General features: G+C 61.4%; 24 protein-coding genes. 14 read left to right on the top strand and 10 right to left on the bottom strand.

Features of this window, described 5'->3' with window-relative positions; genetic code table 11:
- Positions 1 to 125: 125 nt before the first annotated feature.
- Entirely contained in the window at positions 126 to 1007 is an 882-nt protein-coding gene (locus NKH41_RS02355) for a 4'-phosphopantetheinyl transferase family protein (RefSeq protein ID WP_352767212.1), read from the bottom strand.
- 112 nt (positions 1008 to 1119) lie between these two features.
- Positions 1120 to 2358 (bottom strand): ROK family transcriptional regulator, encoded by a 1239-nt coding sequence (locus NKH41_RS02360; RefSeq protein WP_352469619.1) that lies wholly within the window; start codon positions 2356 to 2358, stop codon positions 1120 to 1122.
- A gap of 101 nt (positions 2359 to 2459) precedes the next feature.
- Here NKH41_RS02360 and NKH41_RS02365 point away from each other — a divergent pair, with 101 nt between their 5' ends.
- From NKH41_RS02365 to NKH41_RS02420, 12 genes are all read left to right on the top strand, one after another.
- Entirely contained in the window at positions 2460 to 3725 is a 1266-nt protein-coding gene (locus NKH41_RS02365; protein ID WP_352932015.1) for an ABC transporter substrate-binding protein, read from the top strand.
- Positions 3726 to 3782: 57 nt separating this feature from the next.
- Positions 3783 to 4721, top strand: coding sequence for a carbohydrate ABC transporter permease (locus NKH41_RS02370; protein ID WP_352767210.1), 939 nt, complete (start codon positions 3783 to 3785; stop codon positions 4719 to 4721).
- Positions 4714 to 5616 (top strand): carbohydrate ABC transporter permease, encoded by a 903-nt coding sequence (locus NKH41_RS02375; protein WP_352702898.1) that lies wholly within the window; start codon positions 4714 to 4716, stop codon positions 5614 to 5616. Before NKH41_RS02370 ends, NKH41_RS02375 begins: the two co-directional genes overlap by 8 nt.
- Before the next feature lie 10 nt (positions 5617 to 5626).
- A complete protein-coding gene (locus NKH41_RS02380; RefSeq protein ID WP_352448125.1) occupies positions 5627 to 6724 on the top strand; it encodes an ABC transporter ATP-binding protein in 1098 nt (365 codons plus the stop codon).
- A gap of 34 nt (positions 6725 to 6758) precedes the next feature.
- Complete coding sequence (locus NKH41_RS02385; RefSeq protein ID WP_352932019.1) at positions 6759 to 7502, top strand: SDR family NAD(P)-dependent oxidoreductase; 744 nt, start codon at positions 6759 to 6761, stop codon at positions 7500 to 7502.
- Positions 7503 to 7539: 37 nt separating this feature from the next.
- On the top strand, positions 7540 to 8541 hold the full coding sequence (locus tag NKH41_RS02390) for a sugar phosphate isomerase/epimerase family protein (RefSeq protein ID WP_352767206.1): 1002 nt from the start codon (positions 7540 to 7542) through the stop codon (positions 8539 to 8541).
- Positions 8538 to 9350: an SDR family NAD(P)-dependent oxidoreductase gene (locus tag NKH41_RS02395; protein WP_352767204.1), complete on the top strand. Its 813-nt coding sequence runs from the start codon at positions 8538 to 8540 to the stop codon at positions 9348 to 9350. Before NKH41_RS02390 ends, NKH41_RS02395 begins: the two co-directional genes overlap by 4 nt.
- A gap of 198 nt (positions 9351 to 9548) precedes the next feature.
- Positions 9549 to 10796, top strand: coding sequence for an ABC transporter substrate-binding protein (locus NKH41_RS02400; RefSeq protein WP_352767203.1), 1248 nt, complete (start codon positions 9549 to 9551; stop codon positions 10794 to 10796).
- Positions 10797 to 10800: 4 nt separating this feature from the next.
- Positions 10801 to 11754 carry a carbohydrate ABC transporter permease gene (locus NKH41_RS02405; RefSeq protein ID WP_023675501.1) on the top strand — a complete coding sequence of 318 codons (954 nt, stop codon included), beginning with the start codon at positions 10801 to 10803 and terminating at the stop codon, positions 11752 to 11754.
- A 7-nt stretch (positions 11755 to 11761) separates the two neighbouring features.
- Positions 11762 to 12577 carry a carbohydrate ABC transporter permease gene (locus NKH41_RS02410; protein ID WP_352539303.1) on the top strand — a complete coding sequence of 272 codons (816 nt, stop codon included), beginning with the start codon at positions 11762 to 11764 and terminating at the stop codon, positions 12575 to 12577.
- A 22-nt stretch (positions 12578 to 12599) separates the two neighbouring features.
- Positions 12600 to 13934 carry a sulfatase family protein gene (locus tag NKH41_RS02415; RefSeq protein WP_352767201.1) on the top strand — a complete coding sequence of 445 codons (1335 nt, stop codon included), beginning with the start codon at positions 12600 to 12602 and terminating at the stop codon, positions 13932 to 13934.
- A 68-nt stretch (positions 13935 to 14002) separates the two neighbouring features.
- A complete protein-coding gene (locus tag NKH41_RS02420) occupies positions 14003 to 14998 on the top strand; it encodes a LacI family DNA-binding transcriptional regulator (protein WP_352767199.1) in 996 nt (331 codons plus the stop codon).
- Positions 14999 to 15010: 12 nt separating this feature from the next.
- Here the strand turns inward: NKH41_RS02420 and NKH41_RS02425 are convergent, their stop codons facing one another.
- The gene (locus NKH41_RS02425) at positions 15011 to 15451 is read right to left on the bottom strand and encodes a DUF2267 domain-containing protein (RefSeq protein WP_352448133.1); all 441 of its coding nucleotides are present in this window, start codon (positions 15449 to 15451) and stop codon (positions 15011 to 15013) included.
- Positions 15452 to 16196: 745 nt separating this feature from the next.
- Here NKH41_RS02425 and NKH41_RS02430 point away from each other — a divergent pair.
- Positions 16197 to 16568 carry a VOC family protein gene (locus NKH41_RS02430; RefSeq protein ID WP_352615424.1) on the top strand — a complete coding sequence of 124 codons (372 nt, stop codon included), beginning with the start codon at positions 16197 to 16199 and terminating at the stop codon, positions 16566 to 16568.
- 76 nt (positions 16569 to 16644) lie between these two features.
- Here NKH41_RS02430 and NKH41_RS02435 read toward each other — a convergent pair whose 3' ends face one another.
- From NKH41_RS02435 to NKH41_RS02455, 5 genes are all read right to left on the bottom strand, one after another.
- Positions 16645 to 17841: a glycoside hydrolase family 172 protein gene (locus tag NKH41_RS02435; RefSeq protein WP_352767196.1), complete on the bottom strand. Its 1197-nt coding sequence runs from the start codon at positions 17839 to 17841 to the stop codon at positions 16645 to 16647.
- 24 nt (positions 17842 to 17865) lie between these two features.
- Entirely contained in the window at positions 17866 to 18708 is an 843-nt protein-coding gene (locus tag NKH41_RS02440; protein WP_352767194.1) for a carbohydrate ABC transporter permease, read from the bottom strand.
- Positions 18701 to 19636, bottom strand: a complete 936-nt coding sequence (locus tag NKH41_RS02445; protein ID WP_352767192.1) for a carbohydrate ABC transporter permease — start codon at positions 19634 to 19636, stop codon at positions 18701 to 18703. Before NKH41_RS02445 ends, NKH41_RS02440 begins: the two co-directional genes overlap by 8 nt.
- 12 nt (positions 19637 to 19648) lie before the next feature.
- Complete coding sequence (locus NKH41_RS02450; RefSeq protein WP_023675491.1) at positions 19649 to 21004, bottom strand: ABC transporter substrate-binding protein; 1356 nt, start codon at positions 21002 to 21004, stop codon at positions 19649 to 19651.
- Between the two features lie 73 nt (positions 21005 to 21077).
- Positions 21078 to 22082 carry a LacI family DNA-binding transcriptional regulator gene (locus NKH41_RS02455; protein ID WP_352767190.1) on the bottom strand — a complete coding sequence of 335 codons (1005 nt, stop codon included), beginning with the start codon at positions 22080 to 22082 and terminating at the stop codon, positions 21078 to 21080.
- An 894-nt stretch (positions 22083 to 22976) separates the two neighbouring features.
- Here NKH41_RS02455 and NKH41_RS02460 point away from each other — a divergent pair.
- Positions 22977 to 23435 carry a hypothetical protein gene (locus NKH41_RS02460; RefSeq protein ID WP_352767188.1) on the top strand — a complete coding sequence of 153 codons (459 nt, stop codon included), beginning with the start codon at positions 22977 to 22979 and terminating at the stop codon, positions 23433 to 23435.
- Between the two features lie 39 nt (positions 23436 to 23474).
- Here the strand turns inward: NKH41_RS02460 and NKH41_RS02465 are convergent, their stop codons facing one another.
- Positions 23475 to 24149, bottom strand: a complete 675-nt coding sequence (locus NKH41_RS02465; protein ID WP_352448141.1) for a LuxR C-terminal-related transcriptional regulator — start codon at positions 24147 to 24149, stop codon at positions 23475 to 23477.
- Positions 24146 to 25588, bottom strand: coding sequence for a sensor histidine kinase (locus NKH41_RS02470; RefSeq protein ID WP_352932027.1), 1443 nt, complete (start codon positions 25586 to 25588; stop codon positions 24146 to 24148). Before NKH41_RS02470 ends, NKH41_RS02465 begins: the two co-directional genes overlap by 4 nt.
- Between the last annotated feature and the right edge of the window lie 17 nt (positions 25589 to 25605).

Here is a 25605-nt window from a genome sequence, read left to right on the forward strand (position 1 = left end):
TAAGCCGATTTGATTACTTTTTAGGCCAATTTGACTAGTTTTTAGGCCGATCTGACTGCTTTTGAAGAGAACCCGTCCGCTCAATCCTCGTCGCCAACAACAGGGGTCACCGAGGTCCCGGAGCGTCAAGGCAATCCCAAGTCGAAATCGAAGCGGCGTGCGACGGCCTGAGAACCGCGTGCACTCCAGGCGACGGCGGCCACGTGGTGCGCGCTTGGGCGGAACTCAATGAGCCCGAGCGGTTCAACCAATTCCAGCGGCGGCGAGAAGATATAGGCCTCGCCGCTCCCGTCCATCCCAATCTCGAGTCCGACCCCGGAGAGGCCGACGCCGGTAGCCTTGAGCACGGCTTCGCGACAAGTCCAAAGCCGGCAGAACATGAGGCGGCGGGCCTCTGGCGCCAGTGACTCAAGTTGTGCGATCTCGCCGGGCGCGAACAGAGAACGGGCTATGGACATCTCGCCGCTCCGCGAGGCGACGCGTTCGACATCGACGCCGACTTGCCCGGCGGCAGCCACAGCCACAAGGGCAAGCTCCCCCGAATGCGAAAGGTTGAAGGCGAGGCGCCCGTCCGCAAGGAACGGCTTTCCCTGTGGGGTCTCCCGCAGATCAAGCTCTCCCGGCGCTCGGCCGGTGTACATGGATAGCACCCGGCGTAAGCCGGCATGAGCTGCCAGATGGCGCCGCTGATCCTGCTCGAAAACAAACCGGCCGCCCCTGGTCAATTCAGCTGGATTGAGCATGGCCATGTCCGACCGCGAAAGGGGAGCATCGAGGGCAACCCGCCACACATGGACGTCGATCCCGAGAGCCGGCACCACCCGCTCAGCACCGTGCGGCAGGACAACTCCGCTCTGCTTCATCTTGCGGTTTTCCCGGCCGGGCGAGGGGTGGGGCTTGGCCTGCTGCAGCAATATGGCATTGACGACTGCTCCCAAGCTTTGCCCGTTAACACCATAAACCACTCGATCCTTATGACACCTCTCGGCACGCTCATCATCGGCCACGCTCTAACGCGCCAGAGTGAACCAGTCCAAAGGCCGGAGGGACTTGGCTGTGATGCGGGTGCGCATCGATTTGGAACAACGAGCCTCAGAGCGCCACCCGAAGCAAGCCGGGTCACTGAAGTCGGCTGTTGTGACGCAGCACGAGGCCGACCGCGCCGAGCAATGCGTCGTTCTCCGTGTGCTTGCCAACGATTATCCGCGTGCGCAGCGCAGGCGCCACATCGCGGGACTTGATGAGCGTGTGGCGTTCATATGATGCGATCAGTGGCGCCAGGAGAATGTCGCCCGCCAAGGCCATGCGGCCGCCGATGATGATGAGCGGCGGATTGAGAACCGAACCGATCAGGCCAAGGCCACGGCCGGCGAACTCGGCGGTGTCCTCGATCATCCGCAGCGCCCTCACGTCGCCCTGCTCGGCCATCATGATCACGTCGTCCATCGTGACCGGCCGCCGCACGATGCGCGAAATCTGCTCGAGCGGTCGGGCAAAGCTGGCATAGAGCTCCAGGCATCCTCGATTGCCGCACCGGCAAAGGTCGCCGCCGGGATCGATGCTGATGTGCCCGAATTCGCCGGCGCCGCCGGCGATGCCGCTCACCAGCCGACCGTGCTGGACAATGGCCCCGCCGACGCCCAGATCGACCTTGAACAACACGAAGTCGTCCTGGCCGACGGCCGCACCCCACATCAGCTCCGCAATGGCCGAGCAGTTGCTCTCATTGTCGGCGAAGATCGGCTGTTCGAGGACCGGCCCGAACACATCGCGGATGTTGACCCCGGCCCAGGTCGGAACGATACTCGCGCGCAGCACCACTCCTTCGCGGCTGACTGGGCCCGAGACGGAGACCCCAACCCCCAGGAGCCCCGCCATCGGCAGACCGTTCTCTTCATAGCATCGGGCAATTACTGACTTGGCGAGCTGGGCCGCTTGTTGCGGCTGGTAGTCCAGACCCATGGGGATGGTTTGTTCGGCAACGAAAGAATGCGAGACGTCAGCGACGACACACCGCATCTCGTCGAGGCCCAGATGGATGCCGACGCAGGTGCCCGCAGCGGGATTGAGCGTCAATGTCGTGGCAGGCCTGCCAATACCCCTCGCCGCGTCATGATGGGCCGGGGATTCGATTACCATCCCCGACTTTCTCAAGCCATTGAGCGCGGTTGAAACCGTCGACCGCGCCAAACCGGTAATGCGGGTAATTTGCGACGCAGAAAGCACGCCGCGCTCGCGCAGGCATCGGACGATCAGGCTCTCCGGCGACGCGGACGGCCTGTCGATTAGCCAATTTCTAAGCGAAGGTTTGTTCATGATGGGCACAAAGCACGTTGACTGATAGCCCAGATATGTCATCTTGGAAAGAACGGAGATTACTGCATCTCGCCGGCCACGACCTCAAATCGCGGGCCACAAGCGGTCGATACGAACCGTGCATCATATATGGGAGTGAAACGATGAAATACCTGAGGACGGCCTTTGCGGCCGCTACCGCCCTCACCTTGATTACCGGAACAGCCCTCGCGGAGCCGAAGACCAACCTCTTGCATCAATGGGCCACCGGATCGGACGCCCAGGCTATCGCCAAGCTCGGCGAGATGTTTACCGCCAAGGGTGGCACCTGGCAGCAGACCTCCATCGCGGGCCATACGGCCAATACCCTGGCCAAACTGCGTGCCGATGTGATCGCCGGCAACGCCCCTCCCGCTGTGCAGCTAAAGGGCCCCGAGATCGCCGAATGGAACGAGACGGGCATGACAGCCAATCTCGACGACCTGGCGAAAGCGGAAAATTGGGAGAAGGTCGTCGCTCCCGAATTGCTGCCGGTGATGAAGCCGACCGGGAATTGGGTGGCCGCGCCGATGAACATCCACCGCATCAACTGGCTGTGGGCATCGCCGAAGGTCATGAAGGACGCGGGCGTCACCGAGATGCCGAAGACATGGGCGGAATTCAATGCCGCCTGCGACAAGATCGTGGCCAGCGGCAAGATCTGCATTTCGCACTCGACCGCCGACTGGACCGACTCGACCGTCTTCGAAGTGGTCGTGTACGGTCAGGACCTCAATCTCTACAAGAAAGCCTTCGTCGAGGGCGACGTCGACGCCATGCGCAGCGACGGCATGGTCAAGGCCTTCGAGCAGTTCCGCACCATGACCTCGAAGTACATGGACCCTGGCATGAACGGGCGTGACTGGGATACCATGTCGCATCTGGTCGGCCGCGGCGAGGCCGCCTTTCACATCATGGGCGACTGGACGATCGGCCTGCTGACGGCCGGCGGCTTCAAGGAGGGCACCGACTATGTCTGCGCCCAGGCGCCGACCGATTGGGGCAAGCCGGGCTTCATCCTGAATTCAGATTCGGTCGTGTTCTTCAAGCAGAAGGACCCGGACTATATCGAGGGACAGAAGCTGCTTGCCAGCATCATCCTGTCGCCCGAATTCCAGACCATTTTCAATCAGACCAAAGGGTCCATTCCGGCGCGCCTCGATGTCGATCTTTCGAACGGCTTCAATCCCTGCCAGCAACTCTCGCAAAAGGATTTGCAAGCCTCGATCGCCGCCGGCACGCTCGTGCGTTCGATGGCGCACAACATGACGGTTCCGCAAAAGGTCCGCGGCGCAATAATGGATAGCATCACGGAGTTTGTAGCAACGCCGGATATGAGTGCGCAGGACGCGGCCAATGCGATGGCGGATGCGGCCGAAGCGCAGAAGTGACGCTGCCGATGATGGCCGGGGGCGAAGCTCCCGGCCAGACCTCGCCGGAGCAGCCCGATGTCCACCCATGATCTGATTGTACCAGCCGCAGCTGCCGCGGCCCGTCCGTGGCGCGAGCGCCTGGGCACGATGGTGCCCATTCTGGTGCTGGCGCCGTCGATAGCGGCGAGTTTCATCTATGTTTTCGTCTTCACGCTCTGGACGCTCTACATCTCGCTGTCCAATTCGTCGCTGTTGCCGACCTATGGGTTCGTCGGCTTGGACAATTACGCTTCGCTCTGGGCAAACCGGCGCTGGAACATCGCCTATACCAATCTCTTCCTGTTCAGCGGCTTCTATATCGTTGGCTCGATGGCCGTTGGCCTGCTGCTCGCGATCGCGATCGACCAGCGCGTCCGCGGCGAGGCGGTTTGGCGCACCATCTTTCTCTACCCGTTGGCGGTGTCCTTCATCGTCACCGGTACGGTGTGGAGTTGGCTCTATAATCCTGTCGATGGTATCCAGGCCTTCGTTCGCGGACTTGGCTGGACCGACTTCAGCTTCGCCCTGACGGCCAACCGCAACACTGCGATCTATGCGGTGATCATAACCGGTATCTGGCAGTCGTCCGGCTTCGCAATGGCACTTTTCCTGGCCGGTCTGCGGTCGGTCGATCCGGATCTCGTCAAAGCCGCGCAAATCGACGGCGCGTCGGTATTCCGGACCTATCGGAGGGTCATCCTGCCAACCATCACTCCGATATTCCTGGCGGTGGCGGTCATTCAGATACAATTCGCCATCAAGACCTTCGACCTAGTGGCGGCGTTGACGCGAGGCGGCCCAGGTGTGTCCACCACCTTCCCCGCCATCTATGTCTACGACCTGATGTTCCAGCGCGGCCAAATCGGCGAAGGTGCCGCCGCCGCGATGATGATGCTCGCTGCGGTCGCGGTTGTGCTGGTGCCGTATTCCTTGTGGATCGTCTGGCGCCGGCGAGCGGAGGGCCGCAATGGTTGAAATTGCCCCTAATGCCCGTTTTGATCCGGAAGAAGCCGCTGCCACGCGCCGGCATTTCTGGAGCCGCTTCCTTGTCTATGCCGTGCTGACGCTTTTCGCGGTCGTCTATCTCGTGCCGCTGCTGGTAGTGATCTTCAACTCATTGCGCGAGCAGTCGGAGATTGCCCGCAACGGCCTCATCTCCGTACCGCGCAGCTTCCGGTTCGATGCGTGGGCGCAGGCCTGGGGATCCTACTGCGTCAGCGGTACCTGCGAGGGAATGAAGCGCAATTTCTTCAACTCCCTGGCGATGACGATCCCCGCCACCATCATCTCGACCATTCTCGGCGCCATGAACGGCTACATCCTCTCCAAATGGCGCTTCAGGGGCTCTGAACTGATTTTCAATCTGATGCTGCTCGGCGTATTCATGCCCGGCCAGATTTCGCTGATGCCGTGGGCGTTCCTGCTCGGCAAGCTCGGCCTGACCAATTCCACATATGGGCTGGTGCTGATCCACGTCGTCCAGGGCATCTCGTTCACCACCCTGTTCTGCCGCAATTTCTACGTCAGCATACCGGACGACCTGATCAAGGCGGCACGCATCGACGGCGCCGGGTTCTGGCGGATCTTCCGCAAGATCATCCTGCCCCTGTCGCCGCCCATCCTGATCGTCACCGTCATCTGGCAGTTCACCGGCATCTGGAACGAGTATCTGTTCGGCGTCGTCTTCACATCGGGCCAGCAGCAGCCGATCACAGCGGCACTGGTCGCGCTCACGGCCGGCGGCACGACCGCGCGTGCTTACGATGTGATGAGCGCAGCCGTGCTGATCGGCGCGTTGCCTCCGCTGCTGATCTATCTGTTCGGTGGAAAATACTTCGTGCGCGGCCTCACCCAGGGCGCCATAAAATGAGGCGTCGCCCATGTCCGCGTTGATGATCCGCAACCTTCACAAGAGCTACGGCTCGCTCGAGATTCTTGCCGGCATCGATCTCGAGGCTAAGACCGGAGAATTCGTCGCCCTTGTCGGCCCGTCGGGTTGCGGCAAATCAACCTTGCTCGCCATGATCGCCGGACTGGAAACCGTCACGTCGGGCGAGATATGGATCGGCGACCGGCTGGTGAACTCGGTGCAACCCAAGGACCGCGATATTGCGATGGTGTTCCAGTCATACGCCCTCTATCCCACCATGACGGTGCGCCAGAACATCACCTTCGGCATGGAGAGCCGCGGCGTGCCAAAAGCGGCGCAGGCGGAAGCTGTCCAGCGGGTTACCGCACTCCTGCAGATCGAACAGCTGCTTAAACGCAAGCCCGGCCAGCTCTCGGGAGGCCAGCGGCAGCGCGTTGCGATGGGGCGTGCCCTCGTGCGCGACCCGAAGCTGTTTCTGTTCGACGAGCCCTTGTCCAACCTCGACGCCAAGCTGCGCGTCGACATGCGTACCGAAATCAAGAAGCTTCACCATCGCGTCGGCAAGACCACGGTGTATGTCACCCACGATCAGGTCGAGGCGATGACGCTTGCATCCCGCATTGCGGTGATGAACCAGGGCTCGGTACAGCAGTTCGACACGCCGAAACGGATCTACGACCGGCCGACCAACATGTTCGTTGCCGGTTTCATGGGATCGCCGGCGATGAATTTCATTCCCGCCCGGCTTACGGGCTCGACCAGCATCTCGGTACGCGCCGCTGACGGCAGCGACGTCAGCCTCGCCCTTGCCGCGCCGATGCCCGCCGGCGCGCCAAAGGACGTCGTGCTCGGTATCCGGCCGGAACACATCTACCGTTTCACGACCGATCTGAAGTCGCGCAAACCTGCTGTAGCGTCCATGCAGGCGCCGGTCGAATTGGTCGAGCCTACCGGGGCCGAGACGCTTGCCGTGCTCAGGCTGGGTGACCTGGAGATCACCGGCCGTTTCGAGCCGGATGACGCTCCCGTCATGGGCGAGACGATAACGCTCGGCATCGACATGTCGCGCGCCTGTCTGTTCGATCCAACAACCAAGGCGCTTCTGTAGTTTGATGTCCGTACAATTCGCGACTTATCCAAGCTTGACCGATCGGGTCGTGCTGATCTCCGGCGGCGCCTCCGGTATTGGCGCCGATATGGTCCGCGCCTTCGTGGCGAACGGCGCCCGGATAGCCTTTCTCGATGTGCAGGACGAACCAGCGGAGGCGTTGGTGCGCGAGCTCGCTGGTGCCGCCGGGCAGGCTCCGTTATATCTCCATTGCGATGTGACCGACGTCGATGCGCTAAAGGCGTCGGTAGCACGCGTACGCGCGCGGCTTGGTCCGGTCGCCGTCCTGGTGAATAACGCAGCCAATGATCAGCGCCATCCCCTCGACGCGATAACGGCCGACTATTGGGACCGCAGCTTCGATATCAATCTGAGGCATCACTTCTTCGCCGCGCAGGCAGTGCATCCGCATATGAAGGAACTCGGCTTCGGCTCGATCATAAACTTCTCCTCCATTGCCTGGCGGTTCGGAGCGGACCAGATGGTGGCCTATGCCACCGCCAAGGGGGCCGTGGTGGCGCTGACGCGTGCGTTGGCGCGGTCGTTCGGACCGGATAACATCCGCGTCAATGCGATCGAACCCGGCGCCGTCATGACCGAGCGGCAGCGCGAGCTGTGGTTCAAGACGCAGGAGGCAGTCGACCAGACGGTGCAGCGGCAATTGATCCGCCGCGTCCTGCTGGGCGAGGAGATTGCACGCACGGTGCTCTTCCTGGCAGCCGACGACAGCCGCATGATCACCAAACAGTCCATTACCGTCGATGCCGGTCTGCGCTAGTGACGCCTCTCCGCTCTCCATTGGAACCGCCAAGCTGATGCTTCGTCTCGGCCTCAACCCCTACGGACTGACCTATCATCTCGGACTGCAGGGCCGCGGCACGCCGCGGCACAATCCGCACGGCGCGGGGCTGGAAGGCTTCATCACGCTGGGGCAGGAACTGGGCGCACGCACGCTCGAGATCTACGAACCCTGGTTGACCGACTTGACTGACGCCGAAATCGTCGCGCTGCGCAGGCGTCTTGCCGCGCTGGACATCGTCCCGGTGGTGAGCGGCGGACTGCTGGTGGCAGGTCCGCTGGACACCGCCTTCCGGGCTGCGCGCCTGCTCGAGGCGACGACGATCCGCATCGCACTGACGCCTGTCCTGTGCGGCGACCGCAATGCGTGGGGTCCGAAATGGAGCGAGTTCAACGCAACGATTCGCGCTGCCTTGACGGAATGGGGGCCGCGTGCGGCGGCCGAGGGACGCGTGCTCGGCATCGAGAACCATCAGGACTTCGGCAGCGACGAACTGGTTGCGTTCTGCGAACTTGGCGGGCCGGGTGTCGGCATCACCTACGACACCGGCAACACCTTTCCTGTCGGCGAGGCGCCGCTTGCCTTCACGCGCCGGATCGCGCCCCATGTCCGCCACGTTCACCTCAAGGACTATCGCGTCCAGTTCACGGATGAGGGCTATCGCCTGGTCCACTGCGCGATCGGCGACGGCGCCGTGCCTTTCGCCGAAGTGGCAGCCATCCTTGGCGAGCACCACGACACGCTGACGGCGGTGCTTGAGCCCGGCGCGCTGGAGGCCCGTCACGTTCGCTGTCTCACCGACGACTGGTGGAACGGATATGCGCCGAAGACCGCCCGCGAATTCGCGGCCTGCCTGAGCGCTGCGCGCCTGAACCGCCTTGCGGACGACGCCGACTACCGCACGCCATGGGAGCGCGATGATGACGGTGCGCTCGTTTCGTACGAGCTCGACATGATCCGGCGCAGCGCCGCCAACATGATGAAATTCGATTTCATTGCAATGGAGAAATCAGCATGACTGCCCGAGAACTCAGCGGCCTGACCGCCTTCGTCACCGGCTCGGGACGCGGCCTCGGCCGCGTGATGGCCGACCACTTGGCCGAACTTGGCGCAAACGTCGCGGTCCACGACCTCGATTGGGCCCGGCCATCTCAATATGGCGAATTCGCGGACCTCGGCGACTCTGCCAGGGGCTTGGAGAAGCACGGGACGCGCATCACCGCGGTCACCGGCCACATCGGCGACAAGCAAGCTGTCGCGGAAATGAAGAGGAAGATCGAGGCGGAGCTCGGCGACGTGCACGTCTTGGTAAACTGCGCCGGCGGCGACATCGGCGCCAAGGGCGTAAAGCCCAATCCCAACAACGCACTGGACATCGACTACGAAGACATCAAGGTTCTAACCGAGAACAACCTCATCGGCACGATGCTGGTCTGCCAGGCGTTCGTTCCGCCGATGGTCAAGCGTGGCTCGGGCTCGGTGATCAACATCGCCTCGGCGGCAGCGCATATCGGCTGCTCGCCCGAGGTGGTCTACTCGACGCTCAAGGCGGCTGTCGTCCATTATACGCGCTGCCTCGCCAAGGAACTGATCGACGATGGCGTACGCGTCAATGCGGTGAGCCCCGGCGCCACCAAGACCGCACGGTTCCAGGCGAGCCGCGTGGTCGATCCACAGCGCATGGATTCGAGCAAGAAATCGCTGAACCGGTATGCGGAGCCTGAAGAGATCGCCGAAGCGGTTGCCTTCCTCGCCGGTCCGCGCGCGCGCTTCATCAACGGGCAGGTAATCCGCGTCGATGGCGGTTTCACGATCTTTCCAGGTTAGGCCGCGATCGTCCAGACCGGGTACCGGCAGCAACTTCGGCATCGCGCGCTGTAGATAGCTCCGCCCGAGTTCGGCCAGAACTATGCACTGCATTACAGTCGGAGCTTGACAAAAACTGCGGTATAGCGGGTATATTAATCGAATAATATGTCGCCATCCATTGTGAGGAAGGCGGTGGCAAACCTGGAGGAGACCAAGATGCGCCGCTACAAGTCAGTCGGGTTCCTGCACGGTGTGGTTTTAGGCGTGGCCCTGACGACCGCGAGTGCAGCCCATGCCGAGACCCTGACGCTCTATTGGAACGCCGGCCACGCCTATCAAGCTTATGCCGATGCAATAGCAAAGTTCGAGGCCGATCATCCCGGATGGTCGGTGCAGTGGGAGAAATTCCAGTGGCCGGATATGCGCACCAAGCTGGTGGCGGATTTTGCGGCGAAGAGCGCGCCCGATCTCGTCGCCGAACCCGGCGGCTGGGTGCAGGAATTCGGCCAGCGGAATCTGCTGCGGCCGCTGAACGACTTCATCGAACAAGACGGCAAGGCGATCGGCTATCCCGACGACTGGCAAGCCTATTCCGTCGAGCGCAACAAACTCGGCGACCAGTACTATGGCGTCCAGATCCACCTCACCTGCGCCACCCTCGTGTACAACGTCGATATGCTTAAGCAGGCGGGCTTCGACGCGCCGCCTGCGACCTGGGAGGAGTTCCTGAAGGTTGCCAAGGCGACGACGACCGGCGCCCGCTTCGGCTTCGCTCCCAACCCGAGCATCGGATATTATTCGTCGTGGCTGCTGCAGAACGGCGTAAGCTATTACGATCCCAAGACAAACAAGGTCAATCTCGACAGTCCTGAGGCGATCGAAGCGATCCAGTTCCTCGCCGACCTGATCCACAAGGAAAAAGCAGCGACCAAGCCGGCGGCGGGTGCTGACTATGAGGGTCCGCAAAAGCTGTTCACGGCCAACCGGGTCGCAATGATCATAACCGGTCCGTGGGACGTGAAGCCGATTCGCTCGGGCAACCCGAAGCTCAACTGGGCGGTTGCGCCATCACTCAAGCACAAGGTGCAGGCGACGTTCGCGGGCGGCGTCAGCGTGATGATCCCTAAGGACGCCAAGCACCCGAAGGAGGCCTGGGAGTTGTTGAAGCGGCTCGTCGCGCTCGACACGGAACTAGCGGCTACCAAGGAAGCGGGCATGACGATGCCGCGCAAATCCTGGGCCGAAAACGCCGAGGTTCAGGCCGATCCGGTCATCGGCAGCTTCAGCAAATGCCTGCCTTACGCGCAAGACGTCACCGCCGAGCTGCGCCTCACCGGCAAGCACGCGCGAATCGAGAAGCTTCTGCAAAGTGCGCTCGAGGATATCATCTACAATCAGAAGCCAGCAGCCGAGATCATGCCGAAATTCGCGGCCGAGGCCAACGTCATCCTGGCCAACAACTAGGCCGATGTTTATCAGCGGCAGCACCGATACGGCCGATACGGACATTCGCGTCGGCGCGATGCCGACCCGGCGAGCTGCCCGCTTCAGCCGGCGCACCAGACAAACGCTTCTCGCTTACCTGCTGCTGTCGCCAGCAATCCTCTATTTCTCGGTCTATTTCTTCTATCCGATAGGACTGGAGTTTTGGGCGAGCCTGTACAGCGGCCAGCCGCTGATCGGCGAGAGCCGATTCGCCGGACTGGACAACTACGTTGCTGCGCTCGGCGACGCGCGCGTTCGGCAGTCGCTCTTCGTGACGCTGGCCTTCGCGATAGGCGTCACTGCGGCCAGCATCGCCATTGGCCTCGGACTGGCGGTCGTGCTCAACCGGCCGATCCCGGGGCGCACTCTGATCCGCGCAATCATCTTCTTTCCCTACATCACCTCCTTCGTGATCGTCGCGTTGATGTGGCAGGCAATTCTCGATCCCTACACTGGCATCTTGAACAGCTTCCTCGCCGAGCTTGGGCTGCCGACCCAGAATTGGCTCGGCGACACCTCGACCGCGTTGCCGACCCTCATCGCCATCACGGTCTGGAAGGATGTCGGCTATGCCATGCTGATCTACCTCTCCGCGTTGCAGTCGATCCCGTCCGACTTCTATGATGCCGCATCCATCGACGGCGCCACGCCGACGCAGCAATTCCGCTATCTGACCTGGCCGTTGTTGACGCCGACCACGCTGTTCATCGCGGTCGTCAGCACGATCAGCCAACTGCAGGAGCTGGCGCCGGCCTACCTGATAACCAAGGGCGGACCGGCCGACGCGACGCGGTTCTTCAGCCTGCACGTGTTCGAGGCAGCCTTCTTCGAGCTCAACATCGGCTACGCCTCGGCGCTGTCTTTCCTGATGTTCCTGCTGATCCTGGCCATCACCTTCGTTCAGTTCCGCCTGCTCAACCGCGAAACCACCTATTGAGGTTGGCATGACATTGGCAAAAACGCTCCCGTCCTACCTACTGCTGCTCTTCTGCGTGGCGCTGTCGATCTTTCCGTTCCTCTACATGCTTTCGCTGTCGCTGCAGAGCGATGCCGACGTCTTCAGCGGCATTCCGATTCTGATCCCCGAGACGTGGCAATTCACGAATTACATCGACATCTGGCAGAAGGCGCCGTTCGCGCGTTTCACGCTCAACAGCTTCATCATCGCCGGCGGGATTACCTTCCTCCATCTGATCTTCGATCCGTTGATCGGCTACGTCTTCGCGAAGATGGAATTCGCCGGTAAGCGCGTCATGTTTGTCGCGGTGCTGTCTACGCTGATGATCCCATTCTTCATCCGCATGATCCCGCTCTATGTGCTCACCGCGCGGATGGGATGGCTCAACACCTATCAGGGCCTTATCCTTCCATTCGCCATGAGCGCCTATGGAATCTTCCTGATGCGGCAGTTCATCCGTCCGATTCCCGACGAGTTGCTTGACGCTGCACGGATGGACGGCTGCTCGGAACTCGGCCTTTACTGGCGCATCGTGCTGCCGCAGGTCCGTCCGGCACTGGCGACGCTGGCCCTCCTCACCTTCGTGTTCCAGTGGAACGAATTCCTCTGGCCGCTGGTCGCCGTCAACACCACCGAAATGCGGCCGATCACGACGGGACTGACGCTTTTCAACCAGGAATTCTTCACCCAGTGGAACCTGACGGCGACGGGCGGGATCATTCTCTTCATCCCGAGCCTGCTGCTGTTCCTCTTCACGCAGCGCTACTTCGTCCGCAGCGTGATGCTGGCAGGCATGAAATGACCATTCGGAGCCATTGCACCCTATGACGTCCCGCCGACCGAACGTAATCGTCTTCTTCACCGACCAGCAGCGTTGGGACACCGTTGGCGTCCATGGCAATCCGCTCGAGCTTACGCCAAATTTCGACCGCCTCGCCGGGACCGGCACGTTCGTGGCGAATTCGTTTACCTGCCAGCCCGTTTGCGGACCCGCCCGCTCCGTATTCCAGACGGGGCGGTACCCGACCATCACCGGCTGCTACCGCAACGACATCCCACTGCCGAAGAGCGAGCGCACGCTCGCGCATCATTTCACCGCGGCAGGTTATGACACCGCCTACATCGGCAAGTGGCACCTGGGGTCCGCCGAGCCGGTCACCCAGGAACAACGCGGCGGCTATCGCTACTGGCTGGCCTCCAACATCCTGGAGTTCACTTCCGGCCCCTTCGACACCGTCGTCCACGACAATGGCGGCAAGGCGGTGAAGCTGCCGGGATACCGCGTCGATGCCCTAACCGACGCTGCAATCCGCTATGTCGCATCGAGGGAAGACGAGCCGTTCTTTCTATTCCTGTCCTTCCTCGAGCCGCATCACCAGAACCAGACGGACAACTACCCTGCCCCGCTCGGATACGAGGACAGGATCCGCAAGAAGCTCGCCATTCCCGGCGATCTCGCCGCACTTGGCGGCACGACAGCGGAACATTTCCCCGGCTATCTGGGCATGGTCGCACGCCTCGACGAGGCGTTTGGACGGCTGATCGAGGCGCTCTACAGCCTTGGCCGGCTTGACGACACGATCATCCTCTTCACCTCCGACCACGGATGTCACTTCAAGACTCGCAACAACGAATACAAGCGTTCCTGTCATGAGGCGTCGATCCGCGTGCCGACGCTATTCCACGGCCCCGGCTTCCAGCGCATCGGCACATATGAAGGCCTGGTCAGCCTCGTCGATCTCGCGCCGACCCTGCTCGCCGCGGCCGGCCTGAAAGTGCCCAATTCGATGCAGGGCGTCTCGCTGCTCGACGCACTGCAGGGCGAACGGCCGCCGCGCGACGAGATATTCATTCAAATCAGCGAGCACCATGTCGGCCGCGCCTTGCGCACCAGACGGTGGAAATATGAGGTCGAGGCACCGGGAAAAGACGGCTGGCGGGATTCCGGCAGCGATTTCTATGTCGAGGCGAGACTCTACGACCTCGATGCCGATCCAAACGAACTAATCAATCTCATAGCTTCGCCCGATCACGCAGCGACGCGTGCATGGCTGCGAGGCCGCATCGTTGCCCTGATGGAGGAGGCCGGCGAGGCAAGGCCCGAGATCCTTGCCGCCGGGCATGGAAGCTGGAATGAAATCCGGCTGAGCGACAGCTGATCATGTCACGTCGCGCAGCGGATCCAACAATGCACGAGAGAAGTCCCGATCGCAGAAAGGCGCCGACCATGGCCGATGTCGCCCGGCGCGCCAATGTATCGACCGCTGCCGTGTCCTACCTGCTCAGCGGCGACAGCACGCGCCTGAAGTTCGTCGGCAAGGGGGCGCGGCAGCGCATCCTCGAGGCCGTCGCTGAGCTCAACTATGTGCAAAACCGCACCGCGCGGCAGCTGCGCCGCCAGCAGGCCGAGCGAATCTGCCTTGTACTGCCTCGTCTCGGCGTGCCGTTCAGCGACCGGATCGCGCAGGATATCCAATCTGGAGCGGCGCTGAGGGGATTTTCGACAATTATCACCGCGGGAGACACCTGCGAACGAACCGACCGGATCGTGAGGGAAATCGAGAGCGGGCTGGCAGACGGCATTATCGCCGACTGGCAGCATCTCTCCGAGCCCGAGGTGATGCTCTTGGCCGCGCGCCTGGCGGCCGCGGGCCGGCCAGCGGTGATCTTCCATCCGACCATCGAGCCGGCAGGCTTCTCGGTTGTGCGCCAGCATACCGGCAGGGCCGTCTTCGAGGCACTCGACTACCTCTACCGAGCCGGCCATCGCTGCATCGCCTATATGGTGCATGAGCAAGCGGTGGACGGGAGCCGTCTCGCCGCCTATCGCAGCTTCCTGCAAACACGCGGCCTTCCGCTGCGAGACGACCTGGTGATCGGCGGTGCAGAGGCGCGCAAGGCTGCGTTTGCCAATGCTACGGCGCTGGCCGCCCGCAAGGATCGGCCGACCGCGCTTTTCGTCGAATCCGATCTTGCCGCCGTGACCGCCCTGCACGCATTCGAGGAGGCCGGCCTCTCCGTGCCCGGCGACATTGCAGTCATCGGCTGCGGCAATATCGACGAGGGCGAATTCAGTCATCCGGCATTGACGACAATCGGCCCCGAAACTGCCCACTACGACCATCTTGCCGATCATCTGATCTCATTGATCTCGGCAACACCGGGCGCAATACCTACCCTTTTCAGCGTTTCGTGGCAGTTGGTCCGTCGCGCGTCCGCATGAGCAGGATCGCCGCTATTTGACGCCCACGCTTTCAGGCCAGAGGACCTGGATTTCCTTTGGCAGCGCATCCCGCACCTTTGCCGACTGGCCAAGGTCTATATGCCGTGCAAGCACACGCAGCACTGAGCGTGCCGCATCCTCGGGATCGACAGGACGGGTCGATTTCAATTCATCGGCGATGTGTTGCAGGAACTTCTCGAGCGAGCGTGTCTTGTCGGGCATGTCGGCGGGCCGATAGCGATCATAGTAGGCGCCGCGCACGAGCAGCGGCAGTTCCGCTCCCAATTTGGCCGCCAGTCCGATCTGCAGCCTGTCGCGAAGGGTTCGCAGAACGGCGCCCAATGTATGCCAGGCCACGTGTCGATCCGGACCAAGATCCGCCATGATCTCGTCAAGCCAGATGTTTGTTATTTGCAGCGTTTTGTCAAAAACGTCCAAGCCGGTTGCGCTCATCGTCGCCTCCTCGAAAGGTTCTGCGGGCGAAACGGCGACCGGAGATTATTGTTTCGTGGTCCTGTGAAAATCGTCCTGGCAAAGCGGCGGAAACCGGTTCGGTCGGAGAGCCTGTCGGCGTCAGGTCTGCTCGACACTCTGCATCTGCTGGATTTCGGCGATCTGTCGGAAGCGGCCGTTTTCACCCCGTTGAGTGCAGTCACAGCGGCCAGATTGTCACCCTTTTCATCCCACCGAACGGGCTCGCGATAAGCGATTCCCTTGAAACGGATATTGTGCACCGCCGCCAGAACGTCGCGCCGGCTCGGATGTCCCTTGGATACAGTGCTGGCGTCTTTGATCGCGGCAAGGAGAAGGCAGGCCGAATCGTAGGCATTCACGGCATAATTGCGCTTCGGCTTCGTCGTCCGACGATCTCGCCGGCTTCGGCGAGCGTCGCTTCCAAGCAATCCCTTCGCGCGTCAACCACGCCCGTTCAACCTTCCCACAGTTGTATTCGGCGCCTGCGTTCCGATCATTAAAGTCGGCCTTGCTGATCCGAAAGGTGGTTGTCCTCCGCCTAACTGAGCTTGTGCTCATCGGTTCCGAACGCCGTCTCAGCAATGAGACCAGTCCTCACGTTGCCCGAGCCCGGGTATCTCTTGACTGACTGAGCGGCCCGCGCCGACAATGGCATTGGGAAGTTGGCGGGATGGCGCCAACGGTGTTCGGCACCACTTGGCGATCAAGCTGCGAAAGGGCTGTCATGGATTGGAAGCTGGAGCTGGTCCCGGTCCCCGTATCGGACGTCGATAGAGCAATTGCCTTTTATGTTGGGAAGGTCGGCTTTCATCTCGATCACGACCACACCGTAAGCGACGAGATACGTTTCGTGCAATTGACGCCGCCCGGTTCGGCCTGTTCGATTGCCATGGGCAAGGGCCTCGTTGACAGCCCCCCGGGATCCATAAGGGGCCTGCAACTGGTCGTGCCCGATATCGATGAGGCTCACCGGTACCTGGCCGCTCAAGGCATCGAGGTCAGCGATATCAAGGATTTTCCCTGGGGCAGATTTGTCTTCTTTGAGGATCCCGACGGCAACACCTGGTCTGTCCAGCAACTTCCACCTCGCAGCTGAGGCGGCGCGCTGCGGCACGGTCGTGCCCCGACACAGATAGCGCGGGATGCACGGTTCAATTCGAACGCATCCCGGCCTAACGCCTCTTCTCGTCGAAGGCGTCATTCCAATTGTGATAAGGCGCGCGATAGGTGGGGATGCGGTCCTCGACATCGGCAAGCGCTTCGAACGGTTTGTGCGGTTCGGCCTGATACCAGAAGGCGACCGACGAAATGTCGTCCGAGCGGCGATTGGCGTGTCCGTGCTCGATGGTCACCCGGATGCGTTTGTGGAAGATGACCGGGTCCTCTATGTGCCAGCGATAGAGCGTAACCGGCTCGGTCCAGTTCGGCCCGCCGGCGGCGATGATGCCGTGATAGGGCGCGCTGTAGTCCTGTGTCGGGCACCATGCCGTATTGAAATAATCTTCCGTGCCGGTGCCGTGCAGCGTCGGCGGCCAGGCATCGTTGGCGCCGGGGCCGGTCTCGCCGCGATCGTCGATCAGTTCGGCCTTCGGTCCGATGCGCGGATCGGGCTTGCGCACTGTATCCGGCACGGAAATGCCCGGCTCGCCATCGACGAAGATCATGTCGTCGCCCTCGCCATACCAGTCCCATAGTGCGGAACGCCGCCGCGAATAGACGGAATAGAGCACGCCGACATAGTGGCCATGACCTTCCGCCTCCAGGATGGTGTAGTTGCCGTTCCCGTCGGTGTTTTCCCCGCCAAACAGGACCTGCTCGTTGGCCAGCCCCGTCTCGTCTATGCCGTCAGGTCGCTGCTGCCTGTATTGGGCGTGGAAGCGGCCCAGGCCTTCCTCGAGTTCCTCATGCAGTTCGAGATCGACATAGTAATAGAAAAGCAGGTCGTCCTCAGCCTCATTGGTGACGGTGAAGCGCATGTGGCTGGCAAACGGCATCGGAAAATAGCAGTTGAAGGCCTTGCCGTCCTCGGGGCTTGCCTGCAGCGGCAGGCTGGCAAAATTGCGGGTGCGGGCATGGCCCATGCCGAAGAAATCGCCGATCGGCGTTTCGATGCTCGGATGTTCCTCGCCATCCCAATAGGCGCGCAATACGATCTTGCGCAGGAACGCCTCGCTCTCGCAGGCGAGCGTCGCCCAGATATGCGTGACGATGCCGGCACCGTCATGCTCGGCAATCACCACCGTCTGGCCGGGTTCGATGTGCAGCCGGTCGTCATTGCCGCCGGTGCGGTCGTAGCTTGAGAACCGGCGGGTTTTGGCGTCGCGCAATTTGGCGAGCCCGCGAAGCGGCGACAGGCCGGCACTATCCATGTGTTTCTCCTCTTGCTTCAGCGGTTATTTCAGGCCGCTTGTCTTGATCGATTCCATGATCTGGCGTTGGAAGATCACGAAAAGAACCAGCATCGGCACGGCGACGATGGTCGAGGCGGCCATGACATAATTCCAGGCGGCGGCGTACTGGCTCTTGAAATTTGCTATCGCAACCTGCACCACCCAGAGATCGAGGTCGGAGGTGATCGTCAGCGGCCACAGGAAAGCGTTCCAGTTGGCGAGGAAGAACAGGATCGCCAGCGCCGACAGGATCGGCCGGCTGAGCGGCAGGATGATGCTCCAATAGATGCGCCAGTAGCCGGCGCCGTCCATGATCGCCGCTTCTTCCAGTTCCCTGGGCAGCGACAGGTAATATTGCCTGAGCAGAAAGATGCCGAACGCGTTGAAGATCGCCGGAATGATCAGCCCAGCATAGCTGTCCAGCATGTGCAGCATCCGCGTCAGGATGAACAGCGGCACGATGATGACCGGAAGCGACACCAGGAAGGTCGAGAACATGGCGAGGAACAGAGTGTCGCGGCCCGGAAAACGCAGCCGTGCGAGCGAATAGCCCGCCATCGAATGGAAGAACAGCGCAGCGACCGTCACCGTCGCCGACACGAAGAACGAATTGAAGAGATAGCGCAGGAACGGCACCTCGGTCAGCACATAAAGGAAATTGCCGAGCGTCGGGCGTTCCGGAATGAGGCTCGGCGTAAAGACGTCGCTCGCCGGCTTGAGCGAGATGACCAGCATCCAGACAAGCGGGAACACCGTCATCAGGCCAAGCGCTGCGGTCGCCAGCATCCAGGCAAGCCTCGCCGCTCGTATCTGCGAACGGCCGGAATGAGTTCGGCCGTCAGTCATGCTCGAAACGTCCGCCGCGCGTCAGCACGAAGAAGAAGACCGTGACCAGCATCAGCGCCAGCACCAGCAGCGATGCCATTGCCGATGCATAGCCGAAGGCGCCGAACTGGAACGCCTGCTTGTAGATGTAGATGATCAGCACCGAGGTCGAATTGACCGGCCCGCCTTTGGTCATCACATAGATCAGGTCGAAGACCTGGCCGCCGGCGACAGCCGCGACGAGCGAGACCAGGAGGACGAAGAAGCTGGTCGGCTTGAGCAAGGGCAAAGTAATGTACCAGAAGCTTGTCACCGGCCCGGCACCGTCGATCTTTGCGGCTTCGTAGTACTCTGCCGGGATGTCCTGGAGCCCGCCGAGGAAGATCAGCATGTAGAAACCCATCAGGAACCAGACGCTGACCAGCACCAGCGTGAACAGCGCCAGATTTGGATCGCCGAGCAGCGAAATTCCGCCGAGACCGACGAGCGGCGCCAGCCGGCTGACGATGCCGACCTTTTCGACCAGCATGAGCTGCCACACGAGCGCCACCACGACCAGGCTGACCATCTGCGGCGCAAAGAACATCGAGCGCATGACCGCGTTGAAGCGGTTGGTCTTCTGCACCAGAAGCGCCAGTCCCAGTCCGGCGACGTAGAGCGCCGGCACCAGCATGACGGCATAGGCTACCGTCACCTTCACGGACGACCAGAACAGCGGGTCGCCCCACATGCGCCTGTAATTGCCGAACCCGACGAACCTGTAGCCGCCGAAGCCGTTGACCTCGAAGAACCCGACGGCGAGCGACAGCAGCATCGGCACGCCGACGAACACCAGCAGGCCAACCGCATCGGGCAGGACGAACAGCCATGCGGCGCAGCGCTCCCTTTGCTTGGCGGTGAGGCCGCGGGCGGAATTCGCGCCCGCGGCTGGCGGTTTCAACTGATCCATGCTGGAAAGGGCCTAAAGGATCGGCGCGCCGGAATAGGAAGCGAGGAACGCATCGAGTTGCTGACTGGCCGTCGTCGCCGCCTGCTGGGCATCAACCCCGCCAAGCTGTGCCGACTGGATGGCGTCGGAGATGATCTTGTACGCCTCCGGCGGAACCCGCGGCTCGGCACGCGTTCCCGGGTGGATCTCCTTGGCGAAGGTGCCGAACTTGCCCGTGCTGAAGACATCGGCGCCGGCCTTCAGCGCGCTGTTGCGCGGCGGCATGTCGCTCTTGGCGACCGTGCACCAGTTGACGACACGGTCGATCGAGGCCTGGTCCATCGAGGCCAGCGCCCAGGCGCAGAACTGGGCGGAGGCATCTGGGTTCTTGCCCCCGGCATTGGCGACGAAGGCCCAGCCGCCGCCGACAGTGACGTATTTGCCATTGGCCGGCGTCGGCAATTTGAAGATGCCGTAGGGCACATCCTTGGCGTTGTTGTCCATCGCCGAAATGCCCCAGATGCCGCAGTTCTGCATGGCGCACAGCCCTGCCCCGAGATTGGCGACTATGTCGAAACCACCGCCGACCACTTGACGCGGCGCCACGCCGGTATTGATGGCATCCTGCCAGAGTTTCAGCGCCTGGACGGTGGCCGGCGAATCGAAGGCGCTCTTGCCGTCCTTGCCCTGGAATTCGCCGCCGCCCTGCCACAGGAACGGATACCAGGTGAAGTTCTGGTAATAGCCGGGAGTCGTTTCGAACAGCACGCCGTAGCGGCTGGGCGTCGTCAGCTTTTTGGCGACCGCCAACAGCTCGTCCCAGGTCTTCGGCACGTCGTTCTCGTTGAGCTTTGCATCCTCGAACGCTTTGACCGAATAGTAGAAGGCCATCGGCTCGACTTCCATCGGCACACCGTAGATCTTGCCGTCCACCATGCGGTTGGCGATGACGCTTTCCGGGAAATCGGCTTTGGCGGCATCTTCGATATGCGGCGTCAGGTCGGCAAGCACGCCGCCATTGTAATAACGCAGGAAATCGCCGGGGCTGATGAGGAAGATGTCAGGACCCTCGCCCGACGCGAAGGCCGTTGCCAGCTTGGAACCGGAGATGTATTCGCTGTTGACGACATATTCGAGCTCGACCTTCTGGTCGTGGCCGTCGTTCCAGTCGGCCACCAGCTTCTCGAACCACTGGACCTGCGGCTTCACGTCTCCGCCAGGCGCATAGAACTGCCAGAATTTCAGCGGCGCTTCCTGAGCGCGCACGGCCATCCTGTTGATGAACGGGAAGCCTGTGAGGCCGGCGGCAGCGAAAGTGGCGCCGCCCTGGATCAGCCGACGGCGATTCAGGCTGGCCAATGGCCGGTCGCGGGTCGTTTTGTCAGTCATCAATTCCTCCCTTGGATGTTGTTCGGTCGAACGTTGGCGAAGGGACCTCCGTTCCCTTTGCCGGCATCTGGCGTCACGCGCTGTCGAATGGGCTCAACACGCATGGGATCACTTCGGTGCGCGGCGCGCCCTCGACTTTGCCGCCCAGCCGTTCGAGCAGCATTTCCGTGGCGCGCTTGGCAAGCATTGTCGGACTGTTGCCGACACAGGTCAGCTTCGGCCTGACATATTCCAGTTGAGGCAGGTCATCGAAGACTGCGATGGCGATATCCTGAGGGATATTGATCCCATGGTCGTAGAATTCGGTCAGCGCACCGGAGGCCATCAGATAATTGGCGAAGAACATCGCCGACGGCAGGTTTCCGCCGTGCTTCTCCCTGAGCCAGGTGACCGCTTCCCGCCCTGACGGGGCAAGATAGCTTCCCTCGAACCGCAGATCGGCGGAGATTGGCACGCCATTGTCGGCGAGCCCTTTTTCGAAACCGGCGGCGCGCGCCATCGCCTCCTTGAAAAAGGATGGCCCGGTGACATGGGCGACGCGGCGATGGCCCCTCTTCGCCAGATACTCGCCCATCAGATAGCCGCCGCCGAAATCGTCCAGCTGGACGCTGTCGACAGCATGGTTCGGCAGATGGCCGATGAAGACGGCGGGCAGATCGAGGCTGAGCAGTTCGCTGTGCATGCCGTGCAGCGCGAAGTCGGCAACGATGACGCCGTCGACCCGCTTGCGACCGATCTGGCGCAAATACTCGCGGCCGTGATCCTGTGAATGTCCGCCCGGCACGTCGGTGTTGAAGATCAGCATGTCGAGGCCGACCACTTCGAGCGTCGACTGCGCCGTTTTCACCAGCTCCGGATAGAACGGGTTGCGAATGTCCGGGATCAGCATCGCGATAATGTTGGTACGGCCGGTGCGCAGGCTCTGCGCCTGCGGGTTCGGGGTGTAGCCGAGTTCGTCGATCGCCGCTTGTACGCGCTCACGCAGCGATTTCGATACCCGGTCCGCATGGTTGATGACATGCGACACGGTCGTGCGCGACACGCCCGCTCGCGTGGCAACTTTGGAAATCGTGCTCATGGTGACAGGCTATGGGCACTTGAATGCATTTGCAAATCGATTTTACCGATGTCTCGCAAATTAGGGCCATCAGGCGATTATACAAATGCCAAAAGAAAAGGCCGGGTTGTTAAGCCCGGCCAAGTGTGAAGGTCTATAACCTCCAGAGGGGAACGCGCCGGACGCAATGGGAGGAGACATCCGACGCAATTCGCATATGGGTCTGCATTGGTGGCGTTTCAACGATGCGGCAGTAGACCAACGGCGTTGCTGCCATAGAGCCAGAAACGCAAAGCATTCGAAGGGGCGGTGGATCGCAGCTGCCAGTTGGACACAAAGGTCGCCGAATGCAGGGCGGGCTCCTGGCATAGGGACTTCAGTCTGTAAGCCTATCGACCAAGGACCCGCACAGCCAAACTTTGGTCCGAGGCTGCTATCGCAAAAGCCCGAAATGCGAGAGTTTCAGGAACTGAGTTCCGAGGAGCCCCGTTGCGATGCCGACTGTTACAGGAGGCCGCCATGGACCCGAGCATTCACCAGGCACGTTGGCTGCTTTTTCCGTTATTTGGCCTGTGTTTCGGGGTCGCGGCCATTGGATTTATTGTTGGCTGACGGTGGAAGTCGGCGCTACCGCGGAGAGACGCAACCAAAGGAAGGCAAAAGACTTGCGCAGTAAATAGTCCCTTCCTGCGCTAGCGAGACCCACCAGTTACCATCGTGGGACTGGTGGGTCTTGACGTTCCGGACGCAAACCATTGTTTTAAGCATCACACGAATTTCGAACAGGAGGCAGTACGACAGAGCCGTATGATTAAGGGAAGTTCCGACATGCGACTGACAAGTTCATTGATGACGACCCGGAAACGAAGGACCGGATCTTCACGAGGACGTCGTGTCGGCATTTCTGTAGTCGTCTTGACCTTCATTCTCGTCGTAAGCCCCTATCGCGTCTTGTTCGATGGATCATCGCAGCCGCTCGGCCCGCAGGCTGTCTGGGCCAAAGATGGCGGGAACGGCAACGGCAATGGCGGGAACGGGAATGGGAACGGCAATTCGGGCAATTCGGGTGGAAACTCCGGCAATTCGAACTCGAATGCTGGTGCCGGCAAGGGCAAAGCAAAGTCGCAGGACGACAATCCCCCTGATCCCGCCCCTGCGGTAAACCCCGATAGCAAGCCAAAACTCTTTGTCAACGCATCCACAGGAGACCGGGTCGAGGTGAGCGGCCCGAGCATTGGCGTGGTGCATTCGAACGGACTCAGCGAACGCATCGACAGCGACCAATATGAAATGCGGGATGCCGAGGGCCGCATCATCATTCGGCGCCTGGCGACGCGTTCCGATCGGGACAGGTTGCTTGGAATGATCAACTGAGGGCCAGTTCACATGGCCGCGCCGTGCGGCAATTTCGGCTCAAGCATGATCGCGAACAGGCGGATGGCGGCGCTCAGTCGCGTCGCGCAAGGTCATGGCAGCTTCGGTCCTGTTGCTGACGTTGAGCTTGGCCAGGATTCGCGTCATGTGGTGCTTTATCGTCTTTTCATGGAGGTTCAGCCGAAGCCCGATCCGCTTGTTGCTCAGTCCCGCGGCAACCAGCGTCAGGATCTCCCTTTCGCGGCTGGTGAGGTCGGCAAGTCCGTCAGCTTTCGCCGGCTCTTTTGATTGAGCCGAGAGATCGGCCAACAGGCGCGCCGACAATTGTGGACAGACATATCGTTCGCCCGACGCTACCGTGCGCAGGATCGCAGCCAACGTCCTCGACCCGACCCCCTTCAGAACATAGCCCCTTGCCCCGCTCTGCAACGCGGTCATCACGTGCTGGTTTTCTTCCGAAACGGTCAGCATCACAATTTTCAGTGCCGGATGCCGCTCAAGGGCCGGTCCGATCACGCCAAGGCCACCTCCAGGAACCGAGATGTCCATCAGCAGAATGTCGGGCCGCTGGTCTTCGATTATCCGCAGGGCATCGTCTCTGCTGCTTCCTTCACCGACGATCTCGAACCCGCCGATCTGATCGAGCGTGCGCACAACGCCTTCCCTGAACAGCGGGTGGTCGTCGACGATGGCGAGCTTGATGGCTACTGTCATGTCTGCCCCATTTCAACGATGTTGAGGGCCATTCTTACGACTGTGCCACTCTGTGAGGAAGTTACGGTAAACTGGCCCCCGAGGCTTTCCACCCGCTCGCGCAGCCCTACGAGTCCCAGCCTCTCGGGACGCACGATTTGCGGGTCAAAGCCGGCGCCGGCGTCGGCCACTTCGATACAAACGCGCTCGCCGTCGAAATGTTTCTCGACCGACTGACCTTCACCTCCGGCATGACGGAATCCATTGTTCAGCGCCTCCTGGACGAAGCGGAAGATGCAGATCTTGGCCGCCGGCGACAATGGCGCATGGCCGCCGGTCATCGATAGTGTCACTTTGACGCCGGTTCGTTCTTCGTGCGCCCGTACGGCAAGCTGGAGAATTTCACCCAGTTCGGCATGCTCGATATGCGGCAGGACAAGGCCCTTGCTGATGCTCCTGATCTCGCGCATGGCATCGTCCAGATGTGCTTTGATGGCCAGCAATTCCTGTGCACGCTTCGATTGCGGCGTAGCGGGATCGGCAATGACGGGGCTGTCGATCCCCAGCGCCGCGAGAGCAACCAATTGCGCCGGGCCATCGTGCAAGTCCGCACCGATGCGCCTGAGATAGCGTTCGTTAAGTGCGGTGGCACGCTGCGAGGCACGCTGCACCCGCAGCCTCAACAGTCTGTTTTGCGCAAGCAGATCGGAAAGCTCGGCAATGCGCTGCTTCAACGAGCGGCTCTGCGAACTGATCATGCGGCTGCCACGGAACACGATTGCCGACAGCCCGAGAAAGAAGGCCGCTGTGACGGCGGCAACGTCCAGCCAGGTTCGAATGAGTGCCTGATGCAGGTTTCTTTCAAAATCAGTGGCGACCTCGTAGAATTCTGAAACGGCCACCACTTCCCCCGACCATGGCTGCAGCACCGGATTGTAGATCTCGAGGAGATGCAAGCCGCTGGCCCTTTCGGCCTCGCTGTCCGAATCGTCCAGCTTGTCGAACTCCGAGACCATTTGGCCTGCGAATGCCGCCCGGAGATTGTCGCTGGGTTCAAAGCGCTTGCCGATCAATGTCTTGTCGGTCGAATACAGGATGGTTCCGTCGCGACGCCAGAGCTTGAAGGATTCGAGCCTTGTGCCGAGTGCCCCTTGTCCCAGCGTTTCATCGAGCGCGTGGGCGACGCTCTCGTCGAGCACTTCGCTCTTGCGCATATCCGGAAGCAGCGGCGCGATGACGCTGTCCACGTAAAGAGCCGTTGCGGAAGCCGAATTCTGCGTGACCACGGTTTCTATATGATTCGTGACGGAAATCCCGACCACCACCATGGCTGACAGGGAAAATAGACCGCCCGCGAGCAGGAACTGCGTTGCCAGCGACAGCGCATTCCAACGGTCAACAAGGCTTGTCAGCCTGTGTGGCTTGGTGTTCCGAATGGCCCGCTCGGCAACACGCCGCACCAGTGGCGCGATTCTGG

The sequence above is a fragment of the Mesorhizobium sp. M1169 genome, from assembly GCF_040318345.1.
GTDB lineage: Bacteria > Pseudomonadota > Alphaproteobacteria > Rhizobiales > Rhizobiaceae > Mesorhizobium.

Excerpts from the sequence above, each read along its gene's own strand:
- NKH41_RS02360 (WP_352469619.1), bottom strand. The coding sequence starts at position 2,358 with ATGACATATCTGGGCTATCAGTCAACGTGCTTTGTGCCCATCATGAAC.
- NKH41_RS02365 (WP_352932015.1), top strand. The coding sequence starts at position 2,460 with ATGAAATACCTGAGGACGGCCTTTGCGGCCGCTACCGCCCTCACCTTG.
- NKH41_RS02370 (WP_352767210.1), top strand. The coding sequence starts at position 3,783 with ATGTCCACCCATGATCTGATTGTACCAGCCGCAGCTGCCGCGGCCCGT.
- NKH41_RS02375 (WP_352702898.1), top strand. The coding sequence starts at position 4,714 with ATGGTTGAAATTGCCCCTAATGCCCGTTTTGATCCGGAAGAAGCCGCT.
- NKH41_RS02380 (WP_352448125.1), top strand. The coding sequence starts at position 5,627 with ATGTCCGCGTTGATGATCCGCAACCTTCACAAGAGCTACGGCTCGCTC.
- NKH41_RS02390 (WP_352767206.1), top strand. The coding sequence starts at position 7,540 with ATGCTTCGTCTCGGCCTCAACCCCTACGGACTGACCTATCATCTCGGA.
- NKH41_RS02395 (WP_352767204.1), top strand. The coding sequence starts at position 8,538 with ATGACTGCCCGAGAACTCAGCGGCCTGACCGCCTTCGTCACCGGCTCG.
- NKH41_RS02400 (WP_352767203.1), top strand. The coding sequence starts at position 9,549 with ATGCGCCGCTACAAGTCAGTCGGGTTCCTGCACGGTGTGGTTTTAGGC.
- NKH41_RS02405 (WP_023675501.1), top strand. The coding sequence starts at position 10,801 with ATGTTTATCAGCGGCAGCACCGATACGGCCGATACGGACATTCGCGTC.
- NKH41_RS02410 (WP_352539303.1), top strand. The coding sequence starts at position 11,762 with ATGACATTGGCAAAAACGCTCCCGTCCTACCTACTGCTGCTCTTCTGC.
- NKH41_RS02415 (WP_352767201.1), top strand. The coding sequence starts at position 12,600 with ATGACGTCCCGCCGACCGAACGTAATCGTCTTCTTCACCGACCAGCAG.
- NKH41_RS02420 (WP_352767199.1), top strand. The coding sequence starts at position 14,003 with ATGGCCGATGTCGCCCGGCGCGCCAATGTATCGACCGCTGCCGTGTCC.
- NKH41_RS02425 (WP_352448133.1), bottom strand. The coding sequence starts at position 15,451 with ATGAGCGCAACCGGCTTGGACGTTTTTGACAAAACGCTGCAAATAACA.
- NKH41_RS02430 (WP_352615424.1), top strand. The coding sequence starts at position 16,197 with ATGGATTGGAAGCTGGAGCTGGTCCCGGTCCCCGTATCGGACGTCGAT.
- NKH41_RS02435 (WP_352767196.1), bottom strand. The coding sequence starts at position 17,841 with ATGGATAGTGCCGGCCTGTCGCCGCTTCGCGGGCTCGCCAAATTGCGC.
- NKH41_RS02440 (WP_352767194.1), bottom strand. The coding sequence starts at position 18,708 with ATGACTGACGGCCGAACTCATTCCGGCCGTTCGCAGATACGAGCGGCG.
- NKH41_RS02445 (WP_352767192.1), bottom strand. The coding sequence starts at position 19,636 with ATGGATCAGTTGAAACCGCCAGCCGCGGGCGCGAATTCCGCCCGCGGC.
- NKH41_RS02450 (WP_023675491.1), bottom strand. The coding sequence starts at position 21,004 with ATGACTGACAAAACGACCCGCGACCGGCCATTGGCCAGCCTGAATCGC.
- NKH41_RS02455 (WP_352767190.1), bottom strand. The coding sequence starts at position 22,082 with ATGAGCACGATTTCCAAAGTTGCCACGCGAGCGGGCGTGTCGCGCACG.
- NKH41_RS02465 (WP_352448141.1), bottom strand. The coding sequence starts at position 24,149 with ATGACAGTAGCCATCAAGCTCGCCATCGTCGACGACCACCCGCTGTTC.